Annotated in this window: 19 protein-coding genes and 1 pseudogene; 17 read left to right on the top strand and 3 right to left on the bottom strand. The window is 46.6% G+C overall.

The genetic code is table 11. The features are described from left to right. Positions 1 to 2 precede the first annotated feature (2 nt). Complete coding sequence (locus AC4G47_RS26825) at positions 3 to 1,358, bottom strand: MATE family efflux transporter (RefSeq protein ID WP_491103609.1); 1,356 nt, start codon at positions 1,356 to 1,358, stop codon at positions 3 to 5. Positions 1,359 to 1,518: 160 nt separating this feature from the next. Between AC4G47_RS26825 and AC4G47_RS26820 the strand changes: the two genes are divergently transcribed. The 10 genes from AC4G47_RS26820 to AC4G47_RS26775 all read left to right on the top strand — a co-directional run bounded on the left by AC4G47_RS26820 (position 1,519) and on the right by AC4G47_RS26775 (position 10,060). Further along, on the top strand, positions 1,519 to 2,253 hold the full coding sequence (locus AC4G47_RS26820; RefSeq protein WP_491103608.1) for a class I SAM-dependent methyltransferase: 735 nt from the start codon (positions 1,519 to 1,521) through the stop codon (positions 2,251 to 2,253). Positions 2,254 to 2,484: 231 nt separating this feature from the next. Continuing rightward, positions 2,485 to 3,063 (top strand): RNA polymerase sigma factor, encoded by a 579-nt coding sequence (locus tag AC4G47_RS26815; RefSeq protein WP_491103607.1) that lies wholly within the window; start codon positions 2,485 to 2,487, stop codon positions 3,061 to 3,063. Beyond that, entirely contained in the window at positions 3,060 to 4,328 is a 1,269-nt protein-coding gene (locus AC4G47_RS26810) for a hypothetical protein (RefSeq protein ID WP_491103605.1), read from the top strand. Before AC4G47_RS26815 ends, AC4G47_RS26810 begins: the two co-directional genes overlap by 4 nt. A 59-nt stretch (positions 4,329 to 4,387) precedes the next feature. Then, complete coding sequence (locus tag AC4G47_RS26805; protein ID WP_491103604.1) at positions 4,388 to 4,846, top strand: 2-thiouracil desulfurase family protein; 459 nt, start codon at positions 4,388 to 4,390, stop codon at positions 4,844 to 4,846. 111 nt (positions 4,847 to 4,957) lie between these two features. Continuing rightward, the gene (locus AC4G47_RS26800) at positions 4,958 to 5,635 is read left to right on the top strand and encodes an NAD(P)H-dependent oxidoreductase (protein ID WP_491103603.1); all 678 of its coding nucleotides are present in this window, start codon (positions 4,958 to 4,960) and stop codon (positions 5,633 to 5,635) included. Between the two features lie 158 nt (positions 5,636 to 5,793). After that, entirely contained in the window at positions 5,794 to 6,216 is a 423-nt protein-coding gene (locus tag AC4G47_RS26795; protein ID WP_458125179.1) for a MarR family winged helix-turn-helix transcriptional regulator, read from the top strand. Between the two features lie 167 nt (positions 6,217 to 6,383). Beyond that, positions 6,384 to 6,965 carry an NAD(P)H-dependent oxidoreductase gene (locus tag AC4G47_RS26790; RefSeq protein WP_491103602.1) on the top strand — a complete coding sequence of 194 codons (582 nt, stop codon included), beginning with the start codon at positions 6,384 to 6,386 and terminating at the stop codon, positions 6,963 to 6,965. Positions 6,966 to 7,085: 120 nt separating this feature from the next. Continuing rightward, a complete protein-coding gene (locus tag AC4G47_RS26785; protein WP_017690814.1) occupies positions 7,086 to 7,397 on the top strand; it encodes an ArsR/SmtB family transcription factor in 312 nt (103 codons plus the stop codon). Positions 7,398 to 7,554: 157 nt separating this feature from the next. After that, positions 7,555 to 8,589 carry an LLM class flavin-dependent oxidoreductase gene (locus AC4G47_RS26780; protein ID WP_145326496.1) on the top strand — a complete coding sequence of 345 codons (1,035 nt, stop codon included), beginning with the start codon at positions 7,555 to 7,557 and terminating at the stop codon, positions 8,587 to 8,589. A 319-nt stretch (positions 8,590 to 8,908) separates the two neighbouring features. Continuing rightward, on the top strand, positions 8,909 to 10,060 hold the full coding sequence (locus AC4G47_RS26775) for an AI-2E family transporter (RefSeq protein WP_491103601.1): 1,152 nt from the start codon (positions 8,909 to 8,911) through the stop codon (positions 10,058 to 10,060). A 155-nt stretch (positions 10,061 to 10,215) separates the two neighbouring features. Here AC4G47_RS26775 and AC4G47_RS26770 read toward each other — a convergent pair whose 3' ends face one another. Then, the gene (locus AC4G47_RS26770; protein WP_458125183.1) at positions 10,216 to 10,587 is read right to left on the bottom strand and encodes an ArsR/SmtB family transcription factor; all 372 of its coding nucleotides are present in this window, start codon (positions 10,585 to 10,587) and stop codon (positions 10,216 to 10,218) included. Positions 10,588 to 10,813: 226 nt separating this feature from the next. On the opposite strand from AC4G47_RS26770, the gene AC4G47_RS26765 reads away from it, so the two are divergent. The 7 genes and pseudogenes from AC4G47_RS26765 to AC4G47_RS26735 all read left to right on the top strand — a co-directional run bounded on the left by AC4G47_RS26765 (position 10,814) and on the right by AC4G47_RS26735 (position 18,697). Continuing rightward, a complete protein-coding gene (locus AC4G47_RS26765; protein ID WP_491103600.1) occupies positions 10,814 to 13,156 on the top strand; it encodes a heavy metal translocating P-type ATPase in 2,343 nt (780 codons plus the stop codon). Between the two features lie 105 nt (positions 13,157 to 13,261). After that, positions 13,262 to 13,618, top strand: a complete 357-nt coding sequence (locus AC4G47_RS26760; protein ID WP_062837654.1) for an SdpI family protein — start codon at positions 13,262 to 13,264, stop codon at positions 13,616 to 13,618. Positions 13,619 to 13,804: 186 nt separating this feature from the next. After that, positions 13,805 to 14,257, top strand: coding sequence for a MerR family transcriptional regulator (locus tag AC4G47_RS26755; protein WP_491103599.1), 453 nt, complete (start codon positions 13,805 to 13,807; stop codon positions 14,255 to 14,257). Positions 14,258 to 14,491: 234 nt separating this feature from the next. Next, positions 14,492 to 15,712, top strand: coding sequence for an MFS transporter (locus AC4G47_RS26750; protein WP_491103598.1), 1,221 nt, complete (start codon positions 14,492 to 14,494; stop codon positions 15,710 to 15,712). Positions 15,713 to 15,798: 86 nt separating this feature from the next. Further along, a pseudogene (locus tag AC4G47_RS26745) lies at positions 15,799 to 15,951 on the top strand (universal stress protein); the annotation flags it as partial. A 177-nt stretch (positions 15,952 to 16,128) separates the two neighbouring features. Further along, positions 16,129 to 17,553, top strand: a complete 1,425-nt coding sequence (locus AC4G47_RS26740; RefSeq protein ID WP_491103597.1) for an aldehyde dehydrogenase family protein — start codon at positions 16,129 to 16,131, stop codon at positions 17,551 to 17,553. Positions 17,554 to 17,884: 331 nt separating this feature from the next. Next, positions 17,885 to 18,697 carry a MerR family transcriptional regulator gene (locus AC4G47_RS26735; protein WP_491103596.1) on the top strand — a complete coding sequence of 271 codons (813 nt, stop codon included), beginning with the start codon at positions 17,885 to 17,887 and terminating at the stop codon, positions 18,695 to 18,697. Positions 18,698 to 18,796: 99 nt separating this feature from the next. On the opposite strand, the gene AC4G47_RS26730 is transcribed toward AC4G47_RS26735, so the two are convergent. Beyond that, positions 18,797 to 19,276 (bottom strand): GAF domain-containing protein, encoded by a 480-nt coding sequence (locus AC4G47_RS26730; protein ID WP_336765506.1) that lies wholly within the window; start codon positions 19,274 to 19,276, stop codon positions 18,797 to 18,799. Positions 19,277 to 19,303: the final 27 nt, after the last annotated feature.

The raw sequence follows: 19,303 nt of genomic DNA, 5'->3' as shown, positions 1-19,303 counted from the left end.
CGTTATTCAGGATGTAACGCGTTTATCCGATCCGTAAGGGATCGTTTTCTATAGTACACGGCTATCGTGACGAGAACCAGCATTTCAGATAACGGAACAGCAAGCCACACACCCGTAACACCGAAGAATGAAGGGAGGACTGCAATTAACGCAATCATGATGATCATCTCACGCGCAGCTGTGATCCAGATGGCCATTTTGGCATTACCTACAGATTGGAAATAGGTGCTCATAACAAAGTTAACACCCATGAACACATAGGCAAATGTAAATATGCGTAATCCGTAAACGGCATTATCCGTAACGCTGCTACTGAAGTTTCCAAAGATTTGCACGAAATAAGGTGCACCGATTTGAACAACAATCAGTAACAGTATACCGCATGCCAGCGCTGTTTTGGTGGCTAAACGTATCGTTTGATGTACCCGTTTCATCTGTTTCGCACCGTGATAATAGCTGACCAGAGGCTGAGCAGCGGATGCCAGACCCAGGAATGCTAACAGTACCACACCATGAATATAGTTCAATACGGTAAAGGATGCTACGCCATCCGTACCCGCTATGCGGTCCATCGAGATGTTATGAGAGACGGAGAAGACCGACATACCAAGTTCAGCCAGAAAACTGGGGAAGCCAATGAGTAACAGGGAGGCCAGCAATTTGTTGTTCCATTTGAACCGGGTGAATGTGAGATTATTTGTTTTTTTGAAAAAGTGAGTGAACAGGACAAGCAGCGCAAGGGATGCCGATACAATTGTACCGAGGGCAACACCGCGTACACCCCACTCAAGTACATACAATGTTACATAATTGATGATGATATTAGCTACAGCAAACGTAATCTGAGCGTACATGGATGTGTTGGGATTCCCATCGTTCCGAACAAAGACAGAGAGTGCATTCTCAATGGTGAAGACGAACCCGAACAACAACATGATATTCATGTAGTCTGAAGCAAACGGGAAGGTCTCAGCGTTAGCACCGAGGGAGTATACCAGCTTGTCTTTGAAGGTATATGCAGTATATCCAATAGCTATCGTGACTAGCATAATGAGCATAATGGATTTGGTGAAAATTTGTTTGGCTGTGGTTATATCTTTTCTACCCATTGCATTGGAGTACAAGGTTGCACCGCCCATACCTATCCATAGCGACATGGCAACAAAAAGCGTGTAGACAGGTGAGGCAATGCCGATCCCGGCCATTGCTGTAGAACCCAGTTTGTGTCCAACCATAATGCCGTCGATAATAAAATTAAAAGCAACTACCAGCATCCCCAATACAGAAGGCACGAGGTAGCTTATAAAAGCTTTACCTACAGATTGCCCTTCCAATGGATGCGTCCAATTCGTATTCATAATAACCTCCGTTAGTAAACTGAATGTTCATTCTGTATTTAATAATACTGAACGTTCGTTCTGTATGATAACACGCATGAATTCGCTTGGCAACTTTTGCGTTTAAATATCGTTTATGTGGTAGAGTAGTGGATATTCATAAGGCGGGAGGAATCTCTAGATGAAACAAAATAAATACGATGAAGCTGAGTTTTTCGACAACTATAGTAAGATGGCTCGATCAATTCAAGGGCTGGATGCGGCCGGGGAATGGCATGAATTGCAGACCTTGTTGCCTGATTTGAAGAACAAGCGTGTGCTGGATTTGGGATGTGGTTTTGGTTGGCACTGCCGGTATGCGCGAGAGCAACAAGCGAGTTCAGTGATCGGTGTAGATCTGTCTGAAAATATGCTCCAGCGTGCTCGTGAGATGACAGACGATCCACAGATCCAGTACAAGCAGCTGGCGATTGAAGATATTTACTTTGAACCTGGACAATTTGATGTTGTGATCAGTTCACTGGCTTTGCATTATATTGAACGGTTAGACGCGGTGTACGCCAAAATCAATGACTGTCTTGTTCAAGGTGGCACGTTTGTCCTTTCATCTGAACATCCCATCTTCACCGCTCGTGCTGCGCAGGATTGGCATTACGGACCCGAAGGTGAGATTCTGCACTGGCCCCTGGATGATTACCACGATGAAGGGAAGCGTGTGGCGAACTTTCTGAATCAGGACGTGGTCAAATATCATCGCACACTGGCAACACATCTCAATGAACTGATTAAGGCGGGGTTTGCTATTGGGCAGGTGGCTGAATCCAAGCCATCACCGGAGATGATTGAACAGGTTCCTGGCATGCGAGATGAGAACCGGAGACCCATGTTTCTGATGATTGCTGCCGTTAAAGTATAACGATGAAAATGATTCGTTAGACCAGAGGGCAGAAAGAAATTGAGGAAGTGGAGCGGTCGCCTAAAAGCTTCCCTGAAAGAGAATTCTAACTAAACAAACTTGAAGGAATCAGTGTGTTCAGGGATATTGAACATGCTGTTTTTTTATTTTGCTACAATAATAAGAAATAATGTCCAAAATAGGGAACCAAACCACAATAGACTCAGTCATATTAAGTGAGGTGAACAACAGTTGGATTATCAATTTCTGGCACAGGCTCAGACCATCGACAATTACACACTCGGCAGCATGATGGATGATTACGGGAACGATGTGTGGAATTATGCTTATTTTCTGACCAAAAGCGCCGAGCAGGCAGATGACTTGTCACAGGAAGTGTTTATTCGGGCATACTCGGGGATCGCTCATTATCGGGGAGAGTGCTCACTGAAGACGTGGCTACTGACGATTACTAGGAACACGACGTTTACATATCGAAAATCCAAATTCTTTCGTAGCAGCTTGTGGGGAGAGACACTTTCCATGGAGACAGAGCGAGAGCATTCAAGCCAAAGAATAATGATTCCAGAGAAAGATACACATCCTTCGGCCGAGATGGAAGTGATGCGTAAGGAGCATGTCCATGAAATCTGGGATATTGTTCTTGCGTTGCCGAAGAAATTTCGGGAGATCCTGTTGCTGCATCTGAAGTATGAGCTTACGACGAGTGAGATTGCTGAGATGTTGAAAATCAGCTCAGGCACAGTAAAATCCAGACTTTCCCGAGGTAAGGACAAGGTACGAAAACATTGGGAGGAGCGAAGCGAATGACACATAAGGATGAGCAATGGGAAAAGGAATTCCGGAAGGAACCGTTTGCGTCGTCTCCTTTTACAGAGGATCACAAGCGAAAGGTGCTTCAACAGGTAGAGTGGATGAAGAAGTCGGAAGTGGGAAGCCAGAGAAATCAGTCGGAGGGCCGTCCCGAGCCTTCTAGACAGCGAATAGGCAACTCTTCACATAAGCGCCGTTCTAGAAGTGCCCCCCTAGTTGCAGCGACAGGTGCGTTGGTTATTGCTTCAGGTTTGTTCTTGTGGATCTGGGATGATGGACAGCTGGTGAAGCCCGTGATTGAGCAGGTCTATCCTACAGCAGCGTTACAGTTGTCCGATGATCTGAGCGTGAATCTGCTTACGGATAAGATGAAAAGAAATGTTGCGGTCACCATGCGGGATGATCTGGGTAAACAGCTGCGGATTACGAAAGTGGAAGACTTGCCTGTCTCCGGAAGAATATATGTAGAGGCTGGAAATGAAAGTGAGAAAGAGTACGCGCAGATATGGCTCGATGCGGCCACAGGAAATTTGCGAGAAGTAGGAATGAGACGTGAGATGCAGCCGAGCGAGCTGGAGCACCGTTATTTGCGTCAAGTTCCATCGCTTTTGCAAAGTATAGGTATTGTTCCAACGCTTAAACCTGTATCAGTCCAACGTTATGTGAGTATGAAGCAAGGGGAAATGGAGCCGATATCGTATACCACATTAACGTTAGAAAATGAGAATAGTTATGGTGAGATTGTATGGCAGCAGGACAAGGGTGTATCAATCTCAGGCGATCTCAGTCCTGATCAAGTATCTCATTCTGTGTTGGCAGATGCCAAGGATGCTGTGAGGGCAGTATTCGGTGAAACATCTCCCAAACTTAGGGGTGTAAGTCGTACCAAAGATGATGAGATCGGGAAGGATATAATTAATATTAGTTTCAATGATCATTACTTGGTTCAAATGATTACAGGGGAAGAAACTAAGGTTTACTCTATTATTGGGGAGAATTCTTATCGAAATGATTTTACCAATTGGGATGAAGTAGAGGCGTACCATCAGAAGATTTATGATGTGAAGGAATCCCTCCTTAGGGACGAGGTAGGGCCGATGATTAAAGAAGTATTTAACGTCAACCTCCAGGGATACAGTCTTCATAGGGAAGCCGATAGTCCAGGGATGGCCACATTTGAACTTGAGTCGACGAAAGATGTTATACGGGTTCGCTACAATGAAGATGTAAAAATTTCGATGATTACCAGAGGCGAGCTATAGGGCTTGATTCTATATGGTACAATTTACTTCAAAGATGGAATGAGCATAAGGAGATTAAGATGGAATATTTGGTGAGTTCATGTCTGGCGGGGGTAGCCTGCCGTTACAATGGAACTGCAAGTCTGGATGAGAAGATTCAGGAACTTGTGGAGCAGGAGCAGGCAAAGATGGTATGTCCGGAGTTGCTTGGCGGATTCTCCACACCCCGTGAACCAGCTGAGATTATCGGTGGTACGGGCAAAGACGTACTGGCAGGCACTGCGAAAGTGATCGAGAAAAGTGGCAAGGATGTCACAGACTTGTATATCAAGGGAGCTTATCAGACATTGGAAAGGGCCAAAAAATTGAATGTGTCGTGTATTGTGTTGAAGGAGTTCAGTCCGTCCTGTGGCACGAAAACCATATATGATGGAAACTTTGCCAATCATAAAGTACAGGGGGAAGGTGTCACCTCTGCATTACTGAGACAAGAGGGATACACCGTCATTTCGGAAAAAGAATTCATGGAACAATTGTAGACTCCCCCTCTGAAACTGAGAAACCATATTGTGCGTACTTTTCATTTTCGGAATAGATTCACTAACGATCGCACATACAACAAAAATATAAAGAGAAGGACGTGGAGATCCATGGAAGTTACAACACAGGCAAAGAAAAAGGAAGACATCTTGAAGGCTTATCATTTCCGGCATGCGACAAAGGTATTTGACGATACTCGTAAAATCGCGGATGAGGATTTCCAATTTATATTGGAAACAGGCAGATTATCCCCAAGTTCGATTGGCTTTGAGCCGTGGAAGTTTCTGATTGTACAAAATAAGGATATGCGCAAACGCCTGTCGGAAGTCTCTTCGGGTGCTCAAAAACAATTGGCAACAGCAAGTCATTTTGTTGTTATTTTGGCCCGGTCAGATGCCAGTTATAATTCTCCCTATGCGGAATACATGCTGAAGGAAATGAAAGGAATGCCAGATGATGTATTTGAGCTGACAAGTGCGGCCTACGGGAATTTTCAGAATAACCAGAGAATTCTTGAGAATCCACGATCCCTATTCGATTGGGCATCCAAACAGACGTACATTGCGCTTGGCAATATGATGACGGCTGCGGCTCAGATCGAGATTGACTCTTGTCCAATTGAAGGTTTCAACCGCGAGGCTGTCCATCTTATTCTGGAAGAAGAGGGGCTGCTGGAGGAAGGCGCATGGGACATCTCGGTAATGGCAGCATTCGGTTATCGTGCTGAGGAACCAAAACGTGAGAAGACCCGACAACCTATTGAAAAAGTTACCCAATGGCTTAACTAATTTCAGAATAAATCCATTGATAGTGTAACCATATAAACAGGATTAGAATTTAAAATAACCCGATACTTTCCGCTAAGATAAGGATGAAACTATCGGGCTATTTTCTTATTAATAAAAAAGAACTTGAAAATACATAGATATCTATATATAATGAGGTCATGCCAAAATATAACGCAATTGCACTGATTGCAAGAATCAGAGATCATGTTAACAAACGGATTGTTCACGAATTAGAAAAGCATGAGGTGACAGGTATTGTTCCTTCTCATGGGGATGTACTCATGTTCTTATACCGGGAAGAGACGCTGTCGATCAAAATGCTGGCGGAACGTGTTCAACGTACGCAACCAACGGTAACGGTACTCATCAACAAGCTGGAGAAGCTCGGTTATGTTGAACGCAGCAAGAGTGCCGAAGACAGCCGGGTGACGATGATTCGCCTAACCGAACAGGGGAAGCAACTCGAACCGATATTCCATCAGGTATCAGAGCAGATTAATGACATCATCTACGCTGGCCTATCTGATGAACAATCGGAGCAATTGGAGAGCTTGCTGTCCACTATTGTTCGAAGATTATAGGGTATGAATTCTTCTGTCTGCCAACCTTCCAGACTTGGATGGGGTGAGGCAGAAGAGCTCAAGTATTTTTTTGCTCACATTCATAGATATCTATATGTGTGTGGAATGTATTAACGAGAACCAATCATTGCAACCTAACTCAAACCAAATCTGGAGGGATTAACACTATGAAACATCTTATCGTATATGCTCACCCACACACAGACAGCTTTAATAACGCAATCCTCAATACTGCTGTAGAAGCTCTCGAAGCCCAAGGACATGAAGTGGTTGTTCGTGACTTATATAAGCTTGGATTCCAACCTGTACTGACTGAAGCCGATACAGCTTCCATGCGTGCAGGACAGACACCACAGGATATCGCTACAGAGCAACAGTTTGTTACGGATGCAGAGGCCATTACATTCATCTACCCGATCTGGTGGACAGGTCTTCCTGCCATACTGAAAGGGTATGTTGACCGTGTATTCGCCTATGGTTTTGCTTATGTAGCGGATGAAGCAGGTATCCAGAAATTGTTAACAGGCAAAAAAGGTCTCATCATCAATACTCATGGTACACCAAATGAAATATATGACCAGATCGGCATGACTGCTGGATTAAAAGTAACATCAGACGTAGGGATTTTCGATTTTGTAGGCATTGAAGCTGTAGATCATCTGTTCTTCGGTAGTATTGGGTATCTGGATGCACCAGCATATCAAGCGATGTTGGATCAGGTTAAACAGACAGTTACGACGAAATTCTAATGCGGAAGTAGATGTAGATTCCAGATTCGCATTCCATATGATTCCAGACCGACTCGATTAAGAGTCGGTTTGTTTGTTCATGTGTTTGCAAAATGAATGAAAGGGGGTATAATCGTACCCATGGAACCTATACTAATATTCAAGGCATTATCGAACGAGACACGTAGACAAATCTTGTTGTGGCTCAAAAACCCGGAGCAACACTTTCCACCGCTGGAACTATCTCAGCATCCCGATGGTGGCAAGAACGGGATCTGTGTCGGTACGATTCAACTGAAGGCTGGACTGGCTCAGTCGGTTATATCCAGTTATCTGCTGACCATGCTCAAGGCGGGTTTGCTACTCTCAGAGCGCAGAGGACAATGGACGTATTATCGACGGAACGAAGAGACAATTCGTCAGTTTGCCGAGTACGTGCAGAACGAGTTATAAGCCGGATGCCGGAACGGAAGCTAGGATGCATAGTGCAGGCAGGGATTCCGTCCGGATGTAAACGGCCAGTTCATTATCACATCATATCCAATTGCGGTATAATAAATCTATATATCTGGATATACAAAAATATAATCATTAAGGAGATAAAATAGTAATGACTACAGAAAATACGGCTTCATCCCATAAAGAACATATTCATGACGTTAAGCTTTCCATCCTGGATCTGGCTCCCGTCGTTGTGGGTGCAACACCTGCTGATGCACTGCGCAACAGTCTCGATCTGGCACAGCATGCAGAGCGTTGGGGATATCACCGTTACTGGGTAGCTGAACATCACAACATGCCGGGGATTGCCTCTTCCGCAACTTCTGTCGTTATTGGATATCTGGCTGGTGGAACCAAGACGATTCGTCTGGGTTCAGGAGGCATCATGCTCCCTAACCATGCGCCGCTAGTTATCGCAGAGCAGTTCGGCACATTGGAGTCCCTGTATCCTGGCAGAATCGATCTGGGACTGGGTCGTGCACCCGGAAGTGACCGTCGTACATCGCTGGCACTGCGCAAAGATCTGAACAGCGGTGAAGATTTCCCAGAGCTGCTGGCAGAACTCAGAGCATACTTTGATGCTTCGGCGACATCTTATCACGCGCCTGTTCGCGCTGTACCGGGAGAAGGACTGAATATTCCAATTTACCTGCTGGGGTCCAGTGATTTCAGCGCTCGTCTGGCAGGTCAGCTGGGATTACCGTTTGCTTTTGCCAGCCACTTCTCTCCCGATTACACCCGCATTGCCCTAGAAACGTATCGAAACAACTTCCAACCATCTGATAGCTTGAAGGAGCCGCACGTGATTGTTGGTGTTAATGCTGTTGTTGCGGATACAGACGAGGAAGCAGCATGGCTGGGTACAACGATGCAACAGCAGTTCCTGAACATTATTCGCGGCACAACGGGATTGGTACAGCCTCCGGCAGAGATGGAAGGCAAATGGACGGATCGCGAGAAGGCTGGTGTTGAGCAGACGCTGAAGGCAGCTGTTAACGGTTCACCAGAAACGGTACGTGGACAGTTGGAATCCTTCATTCGGCAGACGCAAGCAGATGAGCTGATTATTACGTCGATGATCTATGATCATAAGGCACGTCTGCACTCCTATGAGTTAATCGCACAATTGGCGGGAAAAGCTTAATCTTAATTTTCAGCGTAAAAGCTGGCTTAATGGTAAGCTATAGCTTCAAATGTACGGTTCGTCTCCCAGTGAGGCGAGCCGTTTTTGAATAGGGGGATTTTGCAAATGATTCGTGTGGGGCAGAAGACACATTTTGGGGTAAAATGACTTTAACGGTTTAATTTGAAACGGTTAATCAGCACCATACGTATAAATCCAGAGTGTTATACATATGTTGGCTTGTACAAGGTATTTTTTTATTCGTATGTATGGGGCATTTATCTAGTTTTACAGTTTAGTTTAGTTTTGATTAAGAGTCATAAGAGAGGACGACACGCCTATGGAGCAACCCCGCGTTTGGCCAGATCGGTTCAAGCGATTTTTTCTTAACAACAAATTTGTTCTATTTCTGTTAATTCTGCTGTTGGTGGGACTGAACGTGATGGTTCTGACCAAAGTATCCTTTGTTCTTCATCCGCTCGCGGTACTCATCAAGACCATTGTACTGCCGATTATTCTGTCTGGCATACTTTACTATCTTCTGAATCCGATTGTTGATGTCATGGAAAGATCGAAGATTAAGCGTGGCTGGTCCATTCTGATCCTGTATCTTGCAATTGGAGGCATTCTGACGGTCGTCGTGCTGGCAGTCATTCCAGTTGTGCGTAACCAGATTGTAGGACTAATTGAAAACTTTCCAACGTACAGTGAGACGGTAAAACAGCAGTTTGAGGAGCTTACGGGCAGTAAATTGTTCGGTCAGTTCCAGGAGACGGTGAATCTGAATTCTCAGGATTGGTGGGGAACCATTTCCCAAAAGGCTACTGAAATTCTGAACTCGACCTGGACCAAATTGGGTGGATTCCTCGGAGCTTTCACGGAGACCGTGCTGTCCATCGTAACGGTTCCGTTCATTCTGTTCTATCTGCTGAAAGACGGCAAGAAGCTGCCGGCGAAAATTCTGTCTTTCCTGCCGATCAAGAGCCGTACAGGTGCAATGCATGTGCTGGAAGACATCAATCACCAGATCAGTTCATTCATTCGTGGACAGATTATCGTCAGCTTCTGCATCGGTATCCTGCTCTACATCGGTTATATGATCATTGGTCTGGATTATGCACTGATTCTCGCAATTATTGCGTCGTTTACGAGTGTTGTTCCATATCTGGGACCTGCAATTGCGATTACACCTGCGTTGATCGTGGCTCTTGTCACTTCACCGGTGATGCTGCTGAAGATGGTTGCCGTATGGACGATTGTGCAGTTAATCGAAGGTAAATTCATCTCGCCACAGATCATGGGCAAAACGTTGAAGATCCATCCTATTACGATTATCTTTGTTATTCTGACTTCGGGTAATCTGTTTGGAGTCGTAGGCATACTGCTCGCTGTTCCAGGATACGCGGTGCTGAAAGTATGTGTATCGCATATCTTCAACTGGTTCAAAGACAGATCCGGTCTGTATGATCCGAACAAGAACAATCTTTTGTAATCGAAGCGGCGAGCTCCAATTGATCGTTAATCAGAAGGAGTAGTTACTTTATATCCATCCTGGATAAAACGGTACCCTTACCAAGAAGAACCCCCGTCCATCGGCATATAGCCGAGAGGCGGGGGTTCTTCTTCATGAACAAGCTTGGCTGCTGCCTAGCTGTGTTTAATATGCTGGAGCGTTTGCAGGAAAATCTGCTCAATATGAGCATCATCCAGAGAGTAGTATACTGTCTTGCCTTCCTTGCGCCGCTTGACGATCCGCATGTTGCGGAGTGAACGCAGCTGGTGTGAAATGGCCGACTGCCCCATGTCGAGCAGAACCGTCAGGTCATGAACACATAATTCCTTCTGTAACAGTGCATCAATAATACGTAGACGTGTTGGATCACTGAATGCCTTGAACCAATCCGCCATCTCGGAAGAGGTCTCCCGATCTATGAGTGAAGTGCGAATCGTCAGCACGTCGGCTTCAGTGCCTGAGCAGGCTGCATCACATTCGCTTGGCGCTTTAACCGGTTGTTCCATTTCCTATCACCGCCTATGTTAACAACTATACGCCTATTATATCCAAAAACCGTCTAAAGCGAAATGATTACTATTAGCATAATCTGTATGAAAAATCAACAACGATTGTTGACACTCATGTTTAGGCGTGCATATAATAGGGGTAATCAAACATATGAATGAATGCTCATATATTGAATGTAATGGGATATAACATCGTTTTTGTACTGCAAAGGGGAGAATTCACATGGGAACCGGACAGGAACAGGTGAAAAGGGAACTGCTGCTTGATGGACTGGATTGTGCGAACTGCGCATTGAAGATTGAGAATGGCGTCAAAAAAATTAAAGGCATTAGTGAATGCTCTGTCAATTTCGTTACCAAAACGTTATTGATGCACACCACTTCCGATATGGATGAGCAGGTTGTGGAAGAAGCGAAGCGCAAAGTGCTGCGGCTGGAGCCGCATATACGCATCTCGGAAAAAGGAAAACATATGAACGGACATGTGCACACCCATACAGGGAGTGCAGCTGGTGCGCATAACCACAGTTATGACCATACCGGACATGGAAACTCACATTCACATGGCAGCCACTCGCATACTCATGATCACGGAGATTCACAAGAACGCACACATGGTCATACACATGAGCACGGAAATCATGCTGGACATGATCACGGCCATACCCATGATGATGCCCATGCAGGCCACTCGCATGAACATGGTGCGGGACAGACGAAAGAGTTGCTTGCTCGTCTTGCTGCAGGTTCTGTGTTGCTCGCAGCCGCGATTTGGTCACCGCTGGAGGGTTGGGCACAATTTGCTCTCTATGCACTCGCTTATCTGATTGCCGGGGGAGATATTGTGCTCCAGGCGTCCAAAAACATTATTCGTGGCCAGGTATTCGATGAATACTTCCTGATGTCCGTGGCTACTTTGGGTGCCTTTGCCATTGGAGAGTATCCGGAAGGGGTAGCAGTCATGCTCTTCTATCAGCTCGGGGAGCTGTTTCAGGGTATGGCGGTTAATCGATCACGCAAGTCCATTCAGGCGCTCATGGACATTCGGCCGGATTACGCGAATATCCTGACGGGTTCGGGTGACGAAACCAAACGGGTTTCTCCAGAAGACGTACGGATTGGTGATCGGATTGTAGTGAAAGCGGGCGAGCGAGTACCATTGGATGGTATCGTTAGAACTGGACGTTCCATGGTGGACACTTCTGCTCTGACAGGTGAATCGGTACCTCGTGAGCTGGAGCCCGGAAGTGATGTACTGAGTGGATTTGTGAACAAAAACGGCATGTTGACGATTGAAGTAACCAAAACGTTTGGAGAATCAACGGTATCCAAAATTTTGGATCTGGTGCAGAACGCGAGCAGTCGGAAAGCGAAAACAGAACATTTTATTAGTAAATTCGCCCGGTATTACACACCGGTTGTTGTGATCCTTGCAGCCTTGATTGCATTTGTTCCACCGTTGCTACTTAGTGGTGCAACATTTGCCGATTGGATCTATCGCGCCCTGGTCTTTCTGGTTATCTCATGTCCTTGTGCGCTGGTCGTCTCGATTCCCCTTGGATTCTTTGGTGGCATCGGAGCGGCTTCCCGTAACGGTATTCTCATCAAAGGCAGTAACTACCTTGAAGCGTTGAATGATGTGAAAGTCGTTGTTTTTGATAAAACGGGTACTCTAACCAAAGGTGTATTCAAAGTAACAGCCATTCGTCCCGAAGGTGGACGTACGGAAGAAGAACTGATGGAGCTTGCAGCGATTGCCGAAGCAAATTCCAATCATCCAATTGCCGAATCCATTCGTGCAGCTTGGGCCAAAGAGATTCCCACGCAAGGTGTGGAAGGCTATGATGAAGTTGCCGGACACGGGATCAAGGTGAGCGTGGATGGTCGGGAAGTGCTGGCGGGCAACGCCAAATTAATGGAGCAGGCGGGTATAGCGTATAGCACTCCAGAGACGGCAGGGACAATAGTCCACGTTGCTGAAGAAGGCACGTATGTTGGTCATCTGATCATTGCTGATGAAGTGAAGGATGATGCAGCCGCGGCCATTCGGGCACTGAAGAAGCTCGGCATCCGCAAAACGGTCATGCTGACAGGCGATGCCAAAGCTGTGGGTGAAGCGGTAGGACGCGAGCTGGGTGTAGATGAGGTCTATGCTGAATTGCTGCCACAGGACAAAGTCGAGCGGCTGGAGCAACTGGAAGCTGCCAAGTCTCCGAAGGAGAAAATGGTATTTGTCGGTGATGGTATCAACGACACACCAGTGCTGGCACGCGCCGATGTGGGCGTAGCCATGGGTGGACTTGGCTCGGATGCTGCCATTGAAGCAGCTGATGTGGTCATCATGACGGATGAACCGTCGAAACTAGCGAGCGCAATCCGCATTGCGAAGCGTACACGAATGATCGTATGGCAAAATATCGGGTTTGCGCTGGGTGTTAAGGCGATATTCCTGCTACTGGGAGTGTTCGGCATTGCCACCATGTGGGAAGCGGTATTCTCCGATGTCGGTGTCACGGTGCTGGCTGTTCTGAACGCCATGCGTGTACTTCGTGTGAAGAATATCTAAGTTTACGAAACGATCCAGGCGGCTCTTCGTATATACGTAGAGCCGTTTTTATATTTTTTATGGCATTATGTAGTTAGGAAGTTATATAGAGAAGGGGAGAACATTTTGACAGGAGCAGTAGTTGGGATCATCATCGGGGTGTGTTATTTCATTCTGGGGTTGATGGTGTTCAAAAAACCACCGAAAATGATTAACGGTATATATGGTTATCGTACCCCGCGTGCAATGAGTAATCCTGAGTTATGGGACGAAGCGCAAAAGTATAGCGCCAACCTGATGATGCAGTTTGGTGTGATCATTACGATATTCGGCATTATTGGATTCTGGCTTACAGATGTACGAGCTTTGGTTCTGAGTCTGGTGGCTACAGGATTTTATACGTTCAGACTGTTTACCAGAGTCGAAGGCCGTTTGAAGCAAATGCAGCGTGCACAACAGCAACAGAATGAACAGAATGCATAAAGTACAATGAGTGAATAGGTTAGAACAGCAAGACCCGCGTGTGAAGCGGGTCTTTTGGTGTTGAAGTTAGCGTATCGAAGGCGATGTTAAACTCGCTAAGACTTCATGCATAGAATCTAACGTTGACGTTAATATTATATATAATTATGTACATAACATTATAGACATATGGAAGAGGTGGAGGAAATGAGTTTATATAAAATCGACGACGTAGCCAAAGAATGCGGATTGACCAAGCGAACCATTCGGTATTATGAAGAGATTGGTGTCATGCCTTCACCTCAGCGGACAGATGGCGGAACGCGGCTATACACTCGGGAGGATATGGATTATCTGAAGAAGGTGGTTCGCGCCAAAGAGGTGCTGGGGTTCTCTCTTCAGGAGCTACATACCTATGTGGCAACGGCAGATGCATTGAACGAACAACGATTCGACTACCAGCAGACGACCGAAGTGAGAGAACGGCTCGAGAAGCTCACCACGATGGAAACAACGCTGGATGGTCAGTTGCAACTGATTGAGCAAAAACTTCAGAGCATACATGCCGTACAGACTGAACTGGAAGAGCTGCGTGAACGCGTCCGGAGCGGTATTCAGAAGTTACAAGCACATGATTCACAGGGTGATGAAGACGGCTAACCGAATTAGCATCTATATAAACAAAACTGCAAACAAATAATCGCTACATGGAGTGAGTTCCATAGTACCTGTGGCGATCCTGTACAAACACCGGATGTTCCGGTGTAATTTGTACCGTTTTGTTACATCTATTCATGAAAATGAACGCAATGTTTTCATCGTTTTCACAATATACTTTCATAACAAATGCAAAACAAGCTTCACCACATAAATCATTCACAGGAGGAATTACGTATGAAGAGAGAGCTATCATTACCGGACGAATTGCCGTCATCTCGTGGGGGATTGCTATCCCAACCGCGAGCGGTATGGGCGGTCGCCTTTGCATGTATCATATCCTTTATGGGTTTGGGTCTGGTTGACCCGATTCTACCCGCAATTGCAGATCAGCTGCATGCATCCAAAAGCCAAGTGTTGCTGCTATTTACCAGTTATAATGCTGTAACCGGGGTAGCGATGCTGATTACAGGTGTTGTCTCCAGCCGGATTGGTGTGAAGTGGACGCTGCTCAGCGGGATATTGTTGATTATTATCTTCTCCTTCCTCGGCGGTACCTCAGACACGGTGGGTGCACTGGTTGGTTACCGTGGCGGTTGGGGACTCGGTAATGCCTTGTTCATCGCAACCGCGTTATCTGCAATCGTTGGACTGTCCACATCAGGGACAGCCAAGGCAATTATTTTGTATGAAGCAGCGCTTGGTCTAGGGATTGCAGTTGGTCCGCTACTTGGTGGTGAGCTGGGTTCCATCTCCTGGCGTGGGCCGTTCTATGGGGTGGCTGTTCTGATGGCAATTGCTTTTATCAGCATTACGTTTATGCTGCCCAAGATGGCCAAACCAAAAACGCGCAGTTCTCTGTCGGATCCGTTCAAAGCATTAAGTTATCCTTCACTTAAAACATTGGCGATTACCGCCTTCCTGTATAACTTTGGTTTCTTTACCTTGATGGCTTATTCACCATATGTCATGAATCTGGATGAGCATGGCTTGGGATATGTATTCTTTGGCTGGGGACTGATGCTGGCGATAACGTCGGTATTCGTCGCACCAAGACTGCAACGCCGATTCGGATCGGTGCCGTCCATGAGTGTCATGCTTACATTGTTCGCGATTGATCTGGTTGTTATGGCAGTCGGTACTGTGATGGGTTCACCAACTACGGTTATTGTAGCAGTCATTGTAGCAGGTATCTTCCTTGGGATTAACAACACGTTGATTACAACGGCGGTTATGGAAGCTGCACCTGTGGAGCGTTCTGTTGCTTCTGCTGCATACAGCTTCGTCCGTTTCCTGGGTGGTGCGCTTGCTCCATGGCTTGCGGGTAAATTATCCGAGTGGTTCCTGCCGGAAACGCCGTTTTATTTTGGCGCATTAATGGTTCTGGTTGGTGTCATGGTACTGCTGGTGCGTCGCCATCATCTGCGGGATATTGATTCGGCCATTACATCTCATTAATTCACAGGTTAATTCACTGGAGGAATTGCCATGCTGAAACGTATATTGGTTGCTGTTGATGGTTCGGATCATGCGCAGGTGACCCCGTTAATGAGATCTGCCGTGTAGTGCGAGAACGAGATTGTGGAAAGATTGTGAGGGGCACGGCTGGCAAAGGCATGCTTGCAGAGATAATCTTGGGCAGTGTCAGCCATGGTGTGTTAAAACATGCAGAGTGCCCCGTCCTGACGGTTAAATAAGATATGAAATCCTTTATAGTACATTGGCTAAAGATCGCCACTATGGCTCATCAGGTAGGTTACAAGGTATGATTGCCGCATACTGTAGTGGGTTGATGGCACAAAAGTAGTGTATAAATAGATAAGGTAACATACCGTTATGGATTTGAAGTAATTATTGGATGGAGGGTGCAGCTCATGAAAAAACAACATCTGTTTATCGGTGGCAAACCGACCGAATCCGTAGATTATAAAGCACTTCAGGCACCATACTCTGGTGAAACGCTGGCAGAAGTCTCTTCGGCTTCAGCAGTGGAGGCCGAGGCCGCTATTGCGGCTGCGGTGCAAGCTGGGAAGGAAATGCGCCAGATGCCTGCACATCAGCGTGCAGATATTTTGTACAAAGTATCCTCCCTACTCGAAGAACGGAAGGAAGAAGCGGCACGAATCATTGCGCTTGAAGCAGCCAAACCGATTACCGCAGCGCGGGCTGAGGTAGACCGTACGGTGGAAACCTATCGTTTTGCTGCCGAAGAAGCCAAGCGGCTAACTGGAGAGACGGTTCCGATGGATGCAGCCAAAGGTGGAGAAGGGCGCATCGGGTATACGATGCGGCAACCTCAAGGCGTCATTGGTGCAATAACGCCGTTTAATTTTCCAATGAATCTGGTAGCTCACAAGGTAGGTCCGGCAGTGGCAGCGGGCAATACGATTGTTCTCAAGCCTGCAGAGCAGACACCGCTGTCTTCCTATTACATCGCTAATCTGTTTCAAGAAGCAGGATTGCCAGATGGTGCACTGAACGTAGTGAGTGGTGATGGCAAAACGATTGGTGATGTGCTTGTGGAGCACCCTCGTGTTGCTCACATTACGTTTACAGGCAGTCCAGCGGTGGGGACGAGCATTCGTAGCAAAGCAGGACTGAAACGCGTGACACTCGAGCTTGGATCGAATTCAGCGGTGATCGTGGATAAGGACGCAGACCTGGACAAAGTGGTTCCTCGCTGTGTTACTGGTGCTTTCACGTATCAAGGACAGGTATGTATCTCGCTACAGCGAATCTACGTACATCGTGACATCTCGGAAGCATTCATCCGACGTTTCGCTGAAGCGGCCAAACAAGTGGTGGTCGGAGACCCGCTGAGCCCGGATACGGTGGTCTCTGCGCTGATTACCTCCATGGATGTACAGCGTACGCTCGACTGGATTGAAGAAGCCAAACAGGCCGGTGCTGAAGTAGCAGCAGGCGGTCAAGCTGAAGGAGGCGTTCTGCGTCCAACGGTGCTTGTTAACGTTCCGCGTGATGCGAAGGTATCCTGTCAGGAAGTGTTTGCTCCCATCGTGGTGATCAATACTGTGGATTCGGTTGAAGAGGGCATTGAACATGTCAACGATTCCATCTATGGCCTTCAGGCAGGTGTATTCACGAACGATATTCATAAGGCTCTCCATGCCGTCGATCAGATCGAGGCAGGCGGAGTGATGATTAACGATATTCCAACGTTCCGGGTTGACCACATGCCCTATGGCGGGGTGAAGCAGAGTGGTGTCGGGCGTGAAGGTGTAAAATATGCGGTTGAGGAAATGACGGAATTGAAGTTTGTCATGTTTAACAAAGGGTGATTCACTTCATTTCTCACGTGATCCTGTGCCATGATAATGGTACAGGAGTTTTCATATGTAGATCATGAAAACTGTTTCAAAAATACATACGAATTCTTCACTGACTGCGGGTTCACATCTGAGGAGAGGGGTATAAATAGTTAACATACCGCAATTCATTTGATCAAACGCCGCTCATATCACCTAAGCATGATGTACCTATCCAGAAGCGAGCGGAATGAAAGCGGTACAGCATTGCCGAAAGTCTTATAATCACTCACTATTCAAATAAAATGCAGTATGAAATAAACCTGAACTTAGAAGTTGCAGGACAGGCAGGAGGTGTATTCAAATGGCATATTCCATGGTTGACGTATCTGGAATGTCAGGCGTAAGTCTGAGCGAGCTGAGCCAGTATGCGAAGAGGGGTCTTCTGAATCCGGCTTTTGGAGGTTCGAATGAGGATCTCTATTATGAAAAGCAAGAACTGTTGAGACTCCAGCAAATTCTCTTTTGTAAGGAAGTAGGTATGGAGGAGAATGAGCTTGGATCGATGCTACGGGATAATCCTCAGGACGTCATTCGCATCATGCAGCAACATCGCATTGAGATTCTGGAGAAGGCACTGCGTCTGCATGGATTGATTCAGACACTGGACAAAACGATCTCCCATTTGCAAGGCGAACAGGAACTTGATGAACATGAGCTGTATATGGGCTTTGTAAATAAGGGGCGCCACCAGTTGCTGAATGAAGCGAGTTCTAAACATGCAGTCAATCATGATTTGAATCATGTGCAGACAGAGGGCGATCAGAGATCCCACATCCAATCTTCCAATTCATCCCCATTACATGAAAACCAGGAGTTAAAGTCAAAGGAAGATTATCTCGATTCCCAGGCGAAAATTGATCAGGTTCATCTTGACTTGCAACAGGCCATTGAGGATGGACTGGAACCTGGTAGTGCGAAAGTACAACGGATTATTGGCAGGCATCTTGAATGGATCAAGGGTTATTATACACCCACCGCTGATATCTATCGGGATCTGGCCAATCTGTACGTCGAGCATCGAGATTTCCGCAAAATGTACGATGGTTACCACCCGAGTCTGGCTGAATTCTTGCGTGAAGGGATGATGATTAAAGCGGAACAGGATTTATCCTAGATGCATAAAGTAACATGGGCGTGCAAGAACATGGGTGTGAACTATAATGGATAACAAAGAGCGCAGACCTTTTAGAGGACTGCGCTCTTTGTTATGATGCTACAATTGCTCTGTGAGCAGACTTACGGCTTTCTCCAGGAAGACACGGTCTTCGTCGTCAAAGCGGTTTTTGATCGGGCTGTCGATATCCAGCACCCCGTACAGTTCCCCGTCTTTGATGATCGGTACAACGATCTCACTATTGGATGCTGCATCACAGGCAATGTGGCCTGGGAAGGCATGCACATCGTCAACGACCATGGTACGTTTTTCGGCAGCAGATGTACCGCATACGCCACGTCCCAGTGGAATTCGGATGCAGGCAGGCAGTCCTTGGAATGGACCGAGGACCAGTTCTTTTCCATCATACAGATAGAAGCCGACCCAATTGGTGTCGGTCATAAATACATTGAGCAGCGCAGCAGCGTTCGCCAGATTGGCAATCGCACTAGGTTCATCGCGGATCAGAGCACTTAACTGTCCCAGGACGGCGGTGTGCTGCTCACTTCGTGTTCCTTCATAGGAAACAGCTTGAAACATGGTAAATCACCCTCCTGAGCAAAATGG

This window comes from Paenibacillus sp. Negev47 (assembly GCF_058313655.1).
Note: the sequence above shows the minus strand (reverse complement) of the source record. Positions and strands in the feature narration are given on the sequence as shown.

Coding starts and splice junctions, on each gene's coding strand:
- AC4G47_RS26825 (WP_491103609.1), bottom strand. CDS start 1,358: ATGAATACGAATTGGACGCATCCATTGGAAGGGCAATCTGTAGGTAAA.
- AC4G47_RS26820 (WP_491103608.1), top strand. CDS start 1,519: ATGAAACAAAATAAATACGATGAAGCTGAGTTTTTCGACAACTATAGT.
- AC4G47_RS26810 (WP_491103605.1), top strand. CDS start 3,060: ATGACACATAAGGATGAGCAATGGGAAAAGGAATTCCGGAAGGAACCG.
- AC4G47_RS26805 (WP_491103604.1), top strand. CDS start 4,388: ATGGAATATTTGGTGAGTTCATGTCTGGCGGGGGTAGCCTGCCGTTAC.
- AC4G47_RS26800 (WP_491103603.1), top strand. CDS start 4,958: ATGGAAGTTACAACACAGGCAAAGAAAAAGGAAGACATCTTGAAGGCT.
- AC4G47_RS26795 (WP_458125179.1), top strand. CDS start 5,794: ATGCCAAAATATAACGCAATTGCACTGATTGCAAGAATCAGAGATCAT.
- AC4G47_RS26790 (WP_491103602.1), top strand. CDS start 6,384: ATGAAACATCTTATCGTATATGCTCACCCACACACAGACAGCTTTAAT.
- AC4G47_RS26785 (WP_017690814.1), top strand. CDS start 7,086: ATGGAACCTATACTAATATTCAAGGCATTATCGAACGAGACACGTAGA.
- AC4G47_RS26780 (WP_145326496.1), top strand. CDS start 7,555: ATGACTACAGAAAATACGGCTTCATCCCATAAAGAACATATTCATGAC.
- AC4G47_RS26775 (WP_491103601.1), top strand. CDS start 8,909: ATGGAGCAACCCCGCGTTTGGCCAGATCGGTTCAAGCGATTTTTTCTT.
- AC4G47_RS26770 (WP_458125183.1), bottom strand. CDS start 10,587: ATGGAACAACCGGTTAAAGCGCCAAGCGAATGTGATGCAGCCTGCTCA.
- AC4G47_RS26765 (WP_491103600.1), top strand. CDS start 10,814: ATGGGAACCGGACAGGAACAGGTGAAAAGGGAACTGCTGCTTGATGGA.
- AC4G47_RS26755 (WP_491103599.1), top strand. CDS start 13,805: ATGAGTTTATATAAAATCGACGACGTAGCCAAAGAATGCGGATTGACC.
- AC4G47_RS26750 (WP_491103598.1), top strand. CDS start 14,492: ATGAAGAGAGAGCTATCATTACCGGACGAATTGCCGTCATCTCGTGGG.
- AC4G47_RS26740 (WP_491103597.1), top strand. CDS start 16,129: ATGAAAAAACAACATCTGTTTATCGGTGGCAAACCGACCGAATCCGTA.
- AC4G47_RS26735 (WP_491103596.1), top strand. CDS start 17,885: ATGGCATATTCCATGGTTGACGTATCTGGAATGTCAGGCGTAAGTCTG.
- AC4G47_RS26730 (WP_336765506.1), bottom strand. CDS start 19,276: ATGTTTCAAGCTGTTTCCTATGAAGGAACACGAAGTGAGCAGCACACC.